The 9,876-nt window shown below is 58.5% G+C and carries 13 protein-coding genes; 4 read left to right on the top strand and 9 right to left on the bottom strand.

Annotated features, from left to right (window positions below; genetic code table 11):
• Positions 1-174: 174 nt before the first annotated feature.
• The 3 genes from IAI51_RS06110 to IAI51_RS06100 all read right to left on the bottom strand — a co-directional run bounded on the left by IAI51_RS06110 (position 175) and on the right by IAI51_RS06100 (position 1,357).
• Positions 175-378: a hypothetical protein gene (locus tag IAI51_RS06110; RefSeq protein WP_187677665.1), complete on the bottom strand. Its 204-nt coding sequence runs from the start codon at positions 376-378 to the stop codon at positions 175-177.
• A gap of 12 nt (positions 379-390) precedes the next feature.
• Complete coding sequence (locus IAI51_RS06105; RefSeq protein WP_187677664.1) at positions 391-597, bottom strand: DUF6021 family protein; 207 nt, start codon at positions 595-597, stop codon at positions 391-393.
• A gap of 88 nt (positions 598-685) precedes the next feature.
• Positions 686-1,357, bottom strand: coding sequence for a peptidase C39 family protein (locus IAI51_RS06100; RefSeq protein ID WP_187677663.1), 672 nt, complete (start codon positions 1,355-1,357; stop codon positions 686-688).
• Positions 1,358-1,567: 210 nt separating this feature from the next.
• Between IAI51_RS06100 and IAI51_RS06095 the strand changes: the two genes are divergently transcribed.
• Complete coding sequence (locus IAI51_RS06095; RefSeq protein WP_187677662.1) at positions 1,568-1,759, top strand: hypothetical protein; 192 nt, start codon at positions 1,568-1,570, stop codon at positions 1,757-1,759.
• A 71-nt stretch (positions 1,760-1,830) separates the two neighbouring features.
• Here the strand turns inward: IAI51_RS06095 and IAI51_RS06090 are convergent, their stop codons facing one another.
• Both IAI51_RS06090 and IAI51_RS06085 read right to left on the bottom strand, forming a co-directional pair.
• The gene (locus tag IAI51_RS06090) at positions 1,831-2,580 is read right to left on the bottom strand and encodes a TerC family protein (protein ID WP_187677661.1); all 750 of its coding nucleotides are present in this window, start codon (positions 2,578-2,580) and stop codon (positions 1,831-1,833) included.
• 29 nt (positions 2,581-2,609) lie between these two features.
• Positions 2,610-2,852 carry a hypothetical protein gene (locus tag IAI51_RS06085; RefSeq protein ID WP_187677660.1) on the bottom strand — a complete coding sequence of 81 codons (243 nt, stop codon included), beginning with the start codon at positions 2,850-2,852 and terminating at the stop codon, positions 2,610-2,612.
• Between the two features lie 133 nt (positions 2,853-2,985).
• Here IAI51_RS06085 and nhaR point away from each other — a divergent pair, with 133 nt between their 5' ends.
• The gene (nhaR, locus tag IAI51_RS06080) at positions 2,986-3,885 is read left to right on the top strand and encodes a transcriptional activator NhaR (protein WP_187677659.1); all 900 of its coding nucleotides are present in this window, start codon (positions 2,986-2,988) and stop codon (positions 3,883-3,885) included.
• Here the strand turns inward: nhaR and IAI51_RS06075 are convergent.
• Entirely contained in the window at positions 3,880-5,043 is a 1,164-nt protein-coding gene (locus IAI51_RS06075; protein ID WP_187677658.1) for an MFS transporter, read from the bottom strand. The genes nhaR and IAI51_RS06075 overlap by 6 nt on opposite strands.
• Positions 5,044-5,380: 337 nt before the next feature.
• Between IAI51_RS06075 and sstT the strand changes: the two genes are divergently transcribed.
• Entirely contained in the window at positions 5,381-6,613 is a 1,233-nt protein-coding gene (gene sstT / locus IAI51_RS06070) for a serine/threonine transporter SstT (RefSeq protein WP_187677657.1), read from the top strand.
• Between the two features lie 241 nt (positions 6,614-6,854).
• Here sstT and IAI51_RS06065 read toward each other — a convergent pair whose 3' ends face one another.
• Positions 6,855-7,364 (bottom strand): DUF1993 family protein, encoded by a 510-nt coding sequence (locus tag IAI51_RS06065; RefSeq protein ID WP_187677656.1) that lies wholly within the window; start codon positions 7,362-7,364, stop codon positions 6,855-6,857.
• Between the two features lie 126 nt (positions 7,365-7,490).
• On the opposite strand from IAI51_RS06065, the gene IAI51_RS06060 reads away from it, so the two are divergent.
• Entirely contained in the window at positions 7,491-8,135 is a 645-nt protein-coding gene (locus IAI51_RS06060) for a YceH family protein (RefSeq protein ID WP_187677655.1), read from the top strand.
• A 116-nt stretch (positions 8,136-8,251) separates the two neighbouring features.
• On the opposite strand, the gene IAI51_RS06055 is transcribed toward IAI51_RS06060, so the two are convergent.
• Both IAI51_RS06055 and IAI51_RS06050 read right to left on the bottom strand, forming a co-directional pair.
• Positions 8,252-8,770, bottom strand: coding sequence for a cupin domain-containing protein (locus IAI51_RS06055; RefSeq protein ID WP_187677654.1), 519 nt, complete (start codon positions 8,768-8,770; stop codon positions 8,252-8,254).
• Positions 8,771-8,946: 176 nt separating this feature from the next.
• On the bottom strand, positions 8,947-9,765 hold the full coding sequence (locus IAI51_RS06050; protein WP_187677653.1) for a shikimate 5-dehydrogenase: 819 nt from the start codon (positions 9,763-9,765) through the stop codon (positions 8,947-8,949).
• Between the last annotated feature and the right edge of the window lie 111 nt (positions 9,766-9,876).

Below are 9,876 nucleotides of genomic sequence, written 5' to 3'. Positions count from 1 at the left end.
GACCTGGTCGACGACCGATAATTTAAAAGCCAGTGTGTAATCACGCTGACTGCGTTTCGCACCCGTATCCATTTCACCTTCCTGAAAAGAAGTCAGAAGGTGTAAACCTTATTCAGGACGGGACAGCAGCACAAAAAAAGCCCCGAGTGATCGGGGCTTTTTGCTTTCTGCGAATCAATCATTAGGCAATGGCATTTGGTCATCGTCGGGAATGCCATCGCCCTTACTCGGATCTGGCACAAGCCCTGGCGCCACCAACGGCCGGGCCATTGGATCGCGCAATGGACTGTCCGGATCCAGCACCGGATCCACGCCCTCTTCAGGCGTAGTCGGCACGCTGTCCGGCTTTTGGTCATCGAAGCTTGAATCGGTACTCATACGCACCTCGCATCAAGGTTTCAGATCGGCTAACGGATCATAGGGTTTGGCCGGTTTTTGGTCGTCCTCGCCTGGCTTCACATCTTTCGGCGCCTTGGCGGGACCGATCGGGTCGACTTGCGGATCGGCGACATCCGGCGAATCCGGATCAAACCCCAGATCGTCACTTGAGGAATGCTCGTAAGAATGCGGGCCTTGAGGGGATGGAGAGTCTGTCATGTCGCCTCCTGATTTGCCCGCGAACTACGGGCTATAACCGTGAGAGGCCTGCCGGGTTCAGTCGTGCCCGACAGATGACGAACGGAACTCAGTGCGCAGCCAGCGCCTTGCGCGCCTGCGCCGCTTCCGGCTCCTGACCCGCCCGGGATAGCTCATCGGCAGCCTTGAGCCAGCGCTGATGATCAACCGATGCCGGAATCTGCGAAGGCTTCTGGATCAATATGGCCCAGCCGCCGGACTTTTCGAATGCCGATTCAAAAGCACTGAAACTCATCAATTCGCGACGGTTCATGCCCGCACGCAACAGCACGTTCTGTTTATTACGATCGTAGCCGGAAAGAATCGCGTAGCGCGGTTCAGCCCAGAACGCCGAGCCTTCGCTGAAGCGCACCATTACTGGATAACCCGCCGCGACCTGGGTGAGCAATGCAGGCAGGCTCTTGTCCAGCGGATACACGACCATGCCGTATTCCCGAGCCAGGTTCTGGATATTTTGCTGCAACTTGTCTTCGCCGCCGGGCAGGTGCAGCGGTTTTTCCAGCAAACCCGGGGTAATCACGATGCCCTGCTGCGACAACAGGCTGGCCAACACTTGCGGCCCGGACTGATTGGCTTCGCCGCGATAGAACGTGCCGCTCAGCTCGACCCGCTCCGGCAATCGCTTGACCTCGGGCGCAACATTGCCTGCACACCCGACCAAAAGGGCCGCGCAGCCAACCGACAACAGCGCTGCACGAATTCGAGAAAATACCTGCACCATTGTCACTCTCTGTTCAGACGCCGGTCATCGTGTTCCGGCAAGGTTCACGATCATAGGGTGGTGCAAGGCTGCGGTATAGCCTTAAACCGTAGAGACATCGATTGCATAGAGCGAACTGATTGGTCACCACCGACCTTTGGTCAATAGCCTGAAACACCTTGTTGACTAGACTGTCACTGAAACAGAACGAATTGAAAAAGCGTGTGCCCGATGCAGGGCAAAGAGGAGGCACTGATGAGCCTGACCATGACTATCGTAATGTTGATTGCCGGTTGGCTGGCTGTTGCCGCCGCCATGTTGTGGGGCGTGTTGCGGATTGCGCGGCGTCATCACCACCCTGTTCAGTCCGCACCCGCTGAAAAAGCCGTGAAGCATCGTGTACGTCACGTAACTGCGCACTGACCGCCTATAAAAGCCACCAAAAAGGCCGCCTGAACTCCGGGAGTTCAGGCGGCCTTTTGGCTTGTTAGCGTTTACGCTTGCACAGCCAACTTCTTCTGCCGGGCCCGGCGCGACAACATGTTCAGCACCTCAATCCCCGCCGAGAACGCCATCGCTGCATACACATAACCTTTCGGTACGTGGGCACCGAAGCCTTCGGCGATCAGCGTCATGCCGATCATGATCAGGAAGCCCAGGGCCAGCATCACGACAGTCGGATTGTCGTTGATGAACTTGGCCAGCGGATCAGCCGCCAGCAACATCACCAGTACCGACACCACCACCGCAATGATCATGATAGGCAAGTGTTCGGTCATACCGACCGCAGTAATGATGCTGTCGATCGAGAACACCATGTCGAGCAGCAGAATCTGGCCAATGGCGGCGGCAAAGCCCAAGGTCACTGTCGAGGTGGCCGATTTCGGGTCTTCCGGCGACGGATCCATGCTGTGGTGAATCTCGGTCGTCGCTTTCCAGACCAGGAACAGACCACCGGCGATCAGGATCATGTCCTTCCAGGAGAAGGCCTGGCCGAGGATTTCGATGACTGGCTCAGTCAACTGCACGATGAAGGCGATGGTGCTCAACAGCGCCAGGCGCAGAATCAACGCCATGCCGATACCGATGCGGCGCGCTTTCTGCCGGTGCTGCTCGGGCAGTTTGTTTGTCAGGATCGAGATAAAGATCAGGTTATCGATGCCGAGCACGATTTCCATCACCACCAGTGTGGCCAAAGCAACCCAGGCGGTGGGGCTGGCGGCGAGTTCCAACAGATATTCCATGGTTCAGTCCTGACTCTGTGTAATACGGTTTAGATGGTTTTGGAGGACGATTCGGATTGTTCCGCATCTTTTTCCGTTGATTCTTTTTTCTCGATCAACCCGCCAGTGGCATCACTGAGCGCCTGTTCGGCGGCTTTATGGGTATCGTCGATGGCTTGCTTGGCGCTTTCAGCCGCCTTGCCCATCAACTGCTGGGCGCTTTTCTCGGCCTGATCGCAACCGGCCAGAACCAGTAAAGACGTAAACATCAGGACAGGGAATGTGTATTTCATGAGGTTTCCTTCGAATGAACAGACAGGGTCGCAGACCGGCCGTCGATGGCTGGGCATTCTAGGGAGGCAAACACTTCAGGAAAATTCGTTTTTTTAGCGGCTATACTTCGGTTTTTACGAACTGAAGAACACCATGCTCAATTACCGACAGCTGCACTACTTCTGGGTTGTAGCCAAAACCGGCAGCATCGTGCGCGCCTGCGAGCAACTGAACCTGACCCCGCAGACCATCAGCGGGCAGATTTCCCTGCTCGAACAGACTTACGGCATCGAGTTGTTCAAACGGGTTGGCCGGCAACTGGAACTCACCGAAGCCGGGCGTCAGGCCCTGCCCTACGCCGAACAGATGTTTCAGCTCGGCGGCGAACTGGAACTGATGCTGCGCGCCCAGCCCAATGAACAGCAGATCCTGTTCCGCGTCGGCGTCGCCGATGTGGTGCCGAAATCCATCGTCTATCGCCTGATCGCACCGACCATGGAGTTGAACGAGCCACTGCGCATCACCTGCCGCGAAGACAAACTCGAACGATTGCTGGCAGACCTGGCCATCCAGCGGCTGGATCTGGTGATCTCCGACAGCCCGATGCCATCGCACCTCGACATCAAGGGCTACAGTCAGAAACTCGGCGAATGCGGGATCAGTTTTTTCGCCACCGCCGAACTGGCGACGCGCTACGGGCAGGATTTTCCGCGCAGCCTGCACGGTGCACCGCTGTTGATTCCCGGGGCGGAAACCGTGGTGCGCAGTCGTTTGCAGCGCTGGTTCGCCGAGCAGCAGATCCAGCCGCAGATCGTCGGCGAGTTCGATGACAGTGCCTTGATGCAGGCATTCGGCCAATCCGGCAGCGGGATTTTTATCGGCCCGAGCGTGATTGCCGATGAGGTGAAGCGCCAGTACGGCGTTCAGTTGATTGGCCAGACGGACGCGGTGACCGAGTCGTTCTACGCCATTTCGGTGGAGCGCAAGGTCAAGCACCCCGGCATCGTTGCGATTACCGAAGGTGCCCGACGCGAGTTGTTTACTACCTTATGAGGCGTCTGTGCACATTTCGCGCGGCTTGAGCGTCATCAACACCATGGCGAGGAATACCGACAGCAGAATGAACCCTGCAGCGGCGAATCCGAGAAAGCCCAGACCCGCGCTGTCGATCACCCGACCACCGACCATGGCGCCCAGGCCAATCCCCAGATTGGCCCCGGCAATATTCAACGAGGCGGCGAAGGCCGGCGCTTCTGGCGCGGCTTTCATCAGGCGCACGTGGCTGACCAGGAACAACGCCGCCTGGGTCACGCCCCAGATGCCCATCGCCACCGTCAGCCCCAGCGGCGAATGAATGTTCGGCACCAGCGACACCATGCCGGCAATCATGAACGCACAGAACAATACCGACGCCCCCAGCGGATGCCGATCCACCGCACGGCCGCCCAACGAGTTGCCGATCAGACCGACCGCGCCAAAGCCCATCAGGCACCAGCCAACCACCGTGCCGTTGAAACCCGCCAGGCGCTCAAGGATGTCTGCGAGATAGGTGTAAACGGTAAACATGCCGCTGAACACCAGGATCGACAGCACGATGTGGCCGATCATCAACGGACTGCGCAGGATCTTGAACTGCGAGCGGAAGCTGACCTGATGCTGGTGCAGATTGGTTTTTGGCAAATAAACAAACAGCAACAGCGCCTTGGCAAACGCGATCACTGCGAGGATGCCGAACGCGCTGCGCCAGCCCAATGCATCGGAAATCAGCGTGCCGACAGGAATGCCAAACACCGTGGCGCAGACGATACCGAAGCCGATCTTGGCGATGGCACGGCCGGCGAAGTCCGGGCCGACGATGTCCACGGCCGTCTCGCTGGCCAGTGCCCAGAACACTGGAAGACCCAGCGCCGGGATCAATCGGGCAATCGCCATCACCCAAATGTTCGGCGCCAGTGCGGCAACGGTATTGGCCAGGCCGAACATGATCAAAATGCTGATGAACAGCTTGCGGCGCTCGAAGCGGGCGAAATACGCGGTCAGGAATGGGCCGAACATCGCCACAGTAAAGGCGAACAGCGTGACCAGCAGCCCGGCCTGCGGGATGGTGACCGCAAGGTCGCGGGCAATCGCCGGCAGCAGGCCGACGATGACGAATTCCGTGGTCAGTACCGTGAATCCGGCGGCAGACAACAGAAGGATGGGCAACAACATGGGGAACTCCAGCAAAACGACGACACCAGCGATGACCGGAGGGCCCGCTGGCAGAACTTGAAAATGAGGATGGAGAATCTTAACAGAGTGTTTCCAGCCTGACTTGCACAAAGCTGCCGACTTGCCGATCAATCGAGTGGCAGATCGTCACAGGCCTGAAGGACAAAGCCTACGCTGTGATAAAGTCCGCGCCCTGAAAAACGTACAGCCTGTTCAACACCAAGTTTATTGGCGTTGATACAGCCTCAGCCCTTTCGGCTCGTGACGGTGGCCTGCCCCCGATTTTGTCACCGCGTTCACGCAGCCTTGCACCCTATAAAAAATCAGAGATGCCGTTATGACCGCTTCTTCCCCTTCTCTATTGCACCGCATCAAGAACTTGAGTCTGGTCGCGCAGATCCTGATCGGCCTGATTGCCGGTATCGCCCTGGCGATATTTGCCCCGGACGCGGCGAAAGGCAGCGCATTTATCGGCAAGGTATTCGTGTCGGCGCTGAAAGCCGTGGCGCCGATCCTGGTATTTGTGCTGGTGATGGCCTCGATTGCCAACCACAAGCACGGCCAGGAAACCCACATTCGGCCGATTCTGTTTCTGTATCTGCTGGGCACGTTCGCTGCGGCGGTGGTCGCGGTGGTTGCCAGCATGACGTTTCCGTCGCACCTGGTGCTGTCCACCGACAACATTGCGGTGAGCGCACCGGGCGGTATCGCCGAAGTGCTGCAAAGCCTGCTGTTGAGCGTGGTCGACAACCCGGTGAGTGCGCTGATGAACGCCAACTTCATCGGTATTCTGGCGTGGGCGATCGGCATGGGCGTCGCGATTCGCCATGCCGGTGATACGACGCGCGAAGTGCTCGGCGATCTGTCCAACGGCGTCACCGTGATCGTGCGGGTGGTGATCCGTTTTGCGCCGCTGGGTATTTTCGGTCTGGTGGCGTCGACTCTCGCCACCTCAGGTTTCGGCGCGCTGATCGGTTACGCACACCTGCTCGCTGTGCTTTTGGGCTGCATGCTCTTCGTAGCACTGGTGATGAACCCGTTGATCGTGTTCTGGAAGTTGCGTCGCAACCCGTACCCGCTGACTCTCAAGTGCCTGCGCGAAAGCGGTATCACCGCGTTCTTCACCCGCAGTTCGGCGGCGAACATTCCGGTCAATCTGGAGTTGAGCAAACGTCTGGGCCTGCATGAAGACACGTATTCGGTGTCGATCCCGCTGGGTGCGACCATCAACATGGCGGGCGCGGCGATCACCATCACCGTGCTGACCCTCGCGGCCGTACACACCTTGGGCATTGCCGTGGACATTCCCACCGCCATCCTGCTCAGCGTCGTGGCGGCGATCTGCGCCTGCGGTGCTTCGGGTGTGGCCGGTGGTTCGTTGTTGCTGATTCCGCTGGCGTGCAGCCTTTTCGGCATTCCAAGCGAGATCGCCATGCAGGTGGTGGCGGTCGGTTTCATCATTGGCGTGTTGCAGGATTCGGCAGAAACCGCACTGAACTCGTCTACGGATGTGCTGTTTACCGCAGCGGCTTGTTTGGGTGAGGAAGAGAAAGCTCAACGTACCGCGTAATCATCGCCGCAATGAAAAGCCCGCCGAGTTGTGAACCTGGGCGGGCTTTTTTGTGCCTGAGATCTTTCCCCCCTCACCCCAACCCTCTCCCCCCAAGGGGGCGAGGGGGAAAGGGAGCTGATTTGTGTGCTGTTCAAAACCTGAGTTCGACTCGATAGATCAGGTCGGCGTATCTCGAACAAACAACGCGATCAGTCCCCTCTCCCCTGGGAGAGGGTTAGGGTGAGAGGCTTCTGGCGATTTAGAACGCGCCCATGTAATCGCGTTTACCCACTTCAACACCGTTATGACGCAGCAGCGCATAAGTGGTGGTGACGTGGAAGAAGAACTGCGGCAAACCGTAAGTCAGCAGGTAAGCCTGACCGCTGAAGCGCTTCTCTTTTGGTGTGCCCGGACGGGTGACGATTTCGATGCCTTCCTTGCCATTGATCTGCTCAGGCTTGATCTCGCCGATGTAGGCCAGAACCTTGGCGATCAGCGCTTGCAGCTCGGCGAAGGTGGTTTCAGTGTCGTCGTACTTCGGCACTTCGACCTCAGCCAGACGCGAGGAAACACCTTTGGCGAAATCGACGGCAATCTGCACCTGACGCACCAGCGGGAACATGTCCGGGTACAGACGCGCTTGCAGGAAGGCGTTCGGGTCGATGTTTTTCTCGGTGGCGTGGGCTTCAGCCTTTTTCAGCACATCGCTCAGGGCGCTGAGCATTTGTTGAAAAACCGGGATGGATGCAGCGTACAGGGAAATAGTCATGGCAGTCTCGTGGTAGTGGCTGGGTGGAACGTGGGGGCGATTATAGCCATGCTTGATGACCACACGGCTTGCCTTTTGTTTGGCAAGGATTAGGCTAGGCGCCTTCGACTGCTGAGGGAACGCGCGATGACCACCGAACAAGAATCCACCTTCGACGAGCCACGGCTCAATGCCACGGAAATCCGCATCCTGGGCTCGTTGATCGAGAAACAGGCCACCAGCCCGGAAACCTATCCGCTGACCCTCAACGCACTGGTCACGGCTTGCAATCAGAAAACCAGCCGCGAACCGGTGATGAACCTTACCCCAGGCCAGGTCGGCCAGAGCCTGCGTGCTCTGGAAGGACGCGGTTTTGCCAAGCTTGTAATGGGAAGTCGCGCCGACCGCTGGGAGCACAAGGTCGACAAGGCGCTGGAACTGGTGCCGGCGCAGGTGATTCTGACCGGGCTGATGTTTCTGCGCGGTCCGCAGACCGTCAATGAATTGCTGACCCGCAGCGGACGCATGCATGAATTTGAAGATGCCGAGCAAGTGGTGCATCAGTTGGAGCGTCTCATTGCGCGCGGATTGGCTGTGTTGATTCCGCGTCAGGCCGGGCAGCGCGAAGATCGCTACACCCATGCGCTGGGCGATCCGGCGGACATCGAGGCGATTATGGCGGCGCGGCAGAATCCGGGCGAACGCGCGAGCGGCGGTGTTTCCGTCGAGCGCATCGAAGAGCTGGAAGCGCGGATTGCAGCGCTGGAAGAGCGCCTGGCCCGACTCGAATAACCCCCCATACTGTTTGTAGGAGTGAGCCTGCTCGCGATAGCGGTGTGTCAGTCACATCTTATTTGAATGACACACCGCTATCGCGAGCAGGCTCACTCCTACAAGGGGTCTACGCACTATTCACCCTCCCAGTAATCAACCCCGTCCGCCTGCCGAGCCACCGCGACAAAGCCTGAAGCATTGCCCTGGGCATCAACCTTGAAGTTGTCCATCACCGCATATTTGTTCGAATCCGGGTATTCACAAATGTCCGGCTGCTGCTGAGTGCTGACCGCCAGATAACGCAGTTCAGCCACGCTGGTGTTGATGATCTGATGCGCCATTTCCGGACCGCCCGCTGGGCAGGCGATGACATCGCCGGCGCGGATCGGAAAACGCTCGGCGCCCAGACGCACCTCGCCTTCCCCGGCCACTACGTAAAACATCTCCTCATTGACCCGATGACTGTGAAAGGGACTGCCGCGCATGCCCGGCGGCAGTGCATACAGTCGATAACCGAGTTTCTGCGCGCCGAGTTGCTGGCCGATCCGGGCCATGCGCTGCTGATAACGTCCGGCAGTTTCGCCTTCGGGGGCCAAGGCTTCGGGCAGGGATTCGAGTTCGACCTGATGCAGATTGAGGATGGGCGGATGCATGCTGAACCTCGGTTTTTTTTGTGGATGGACAAGTCTGTGCTTGCTGGTCGAGCAGTATAGGCAACCGGATAATCGTGCAGACTTCATCGCTGGCAAGTCAGCTCCCACAGGGTTCAGCGAGATCCTTGTGGGAGCTGGCTTGCCAGCGATGAGGCCCGACCAGTCAGCGCAACAATTCAGCTCCGGGCAAACGCCACCGCCGACTGAAACTGCTCCTCGGTCGGCCGCACGCCGGTGTACAACACAAACTGCTCCAGCGCTTGAATCGCGATCACTTCCAGCCCGGTAATCACCCGCTTACCTTCTGCTCGCCCACGCACAATCAGTGGTGTTTCCGAAGGAATCGCCACCACATCAAACACGGTCTCAGACGCTTGTATCACCTCAGGCTCAAATGCCAGTTGCCCCGCCTCCGGGCCGCCGTCCATGCCCACCGGCGTTACGTTGATCAGCATCTGCGGGCGCTCATCGCCCAGCTCAGCCTGCCAGCGATACCCCAGCGAATCCGCCAGCGCACGTCCGGCGCGCTCATTGCGCGCGACGATCAAACCGTTTTTATAACCGCCATCACGCAAGGCACTGGCCACCGCTTTGGCCATGCCGCCACTGCCGCGCAGGGCAAAGGTCGAATCCTTGGGCACCGCGTGGGTTTCCAGCAGTTGTGCGATGGCGATGTAATCGGTGTTGTAAGCCTTGAGGTGGCCCTTGGTATTCACAATGGTGTTGATCGATTGGATCGCCGCCGCCGACGCATCCAGCTCATCGACCAGCACAATGCAGGCTTCCTTGAACGGCATCGACACGCCGCAACCACGAATGCCCAACGCCCGGATTCCGCCGACCGCGCCGGTCAGATCCTGGCTGCTGAAGGCCTTGTAATAGAAATTCAGGCCCAGTTGCTCATACAAATGGTTATGAAAACGCAGACCGAAATTCCCTGGGCGCGCCGACAGGGACATGCACAGCTGGGTGTCTTTGTTCGGGTTCATCTGCATGAAACTTCTCCTTCAAACGCACTTTCGGATGGACGGGATTAGCCAGCCCATCGGGTTCTGTTCGATGATATCGCTCGTCTGCACCGGGCCTTGGCGGGCCGGTAAAGATGG

Origin of the sequence: Pseudomonas sp. N40(2020), assembly GCF_014472415.1 — a bacterium.
Classification (GTDB): domain Bacteria; phylum Pseudomonadota; class Gammaproteobacteria; order Pseudomonadales; family Pseudomonadaceae; genus Aquipseudomonas.
This window is presented reverse-complemented; position numbering and strand designations above follow the sequence as displayed.

What these genes read in the sequence shown, in the direction of transcription:
- IAI51_RS06055 (WP_187677654.1), bottom strand. Translation starts at nt 8,770, where the DNA reads ATGCATCCGCCCATCCTCAATCTGCATCAGGTCGAACTCGAATCCCTG.
- IAI51_RS06110 (WP_187677665.1), bottom strand. Translation starts at nt 378, where the DNA reads ATGAGTACCGATTCAAGCTTCGATGACCAAAAGCCGGACAGCGTGCCG.
- IAI51_RS06065 (WP_187677656.1), bottom strand. Translation starts at nt 7,364, where the DNA reads ATGACTATTTCCCTGTACGCTGCATCCATCCCGGTTTTTCAACAAATG.
- IAI51_RS06050 (WP_187677653.1), bottom strand. Translation starts at nt 9,765, where the DNA reads ATGCAGATGAACCCGAACAAAGACACCCAGCTGTGCATGTCCCTGTCG.
- sstT (WP_187677657.1), top strand. Translation starts at nt 5,381, where the DNA reads ATGACCGCTTCTTCCCCTTCTCTATTGCACCGCATCAAGAACTTGAGT.
- IAI51_RS06105 (WP_187677664.1), bottom strand. Translation starts at nt 597, where the DNA reads ATGACAGACTCTCCATCCCCTCAAGGCCCGCATTCTTACGAGCATTCC.
- nhaR (WP_187677659.1), top strand. Translation starts at nt 2,986, where the DNA reads ATGCTCAATTACCGACAGCTGCACTACTTCTGGGTTGTAGCCAAAACC.
- IAI51_RS06095 (WP_187677662.1), top strand. Translation starts at nt 1,568, where the DNA reads ATGCAGGGCAAAGAGGAGGCACTGATGAGCCTGACCATGACTATCGTA.
- IAI51_RS06090 (WP_187677661.1), bottom strand. Translation starts at nt 2,580, where the DNA reads ATGGAATATCTGTTGGAACTCGCCGCCAGCCCCACCGCCTGGGTTGCT.
- IAI51_RS06100 (WP_187677663.1), bottom strand. Translation starts at nt 1,357, where the DNA reads ATGGTGCAGGTATTTTCTCGAATTCGTGCAGCGCTGTTGTCGGTTGGC.
- IAI51_RS06075 (WP_187677658.1), bottom strand. Translation starts at nt 5,043, where the DNA reads ATGTTGTTGCCCATCCTTCTGTTGTCTGCCGCCGGATTCACGGTACTG.
- IAI51_RS06060 (WP_187677655.1), top strand. Translation starts at nt 7,491, where the DNA reads ATGACCACCGAACAAGAATCCACCTTCGACGAGCCACGGCTCAATGCC.
- IAI51_RS06085 (WP_187677660.1), bottom strand. Translation starts at nt 2,852, where the DNA reads ATGAAATACACATTCCCTGTCCTGATGTTTACGTCTTTACTGGTTCTG.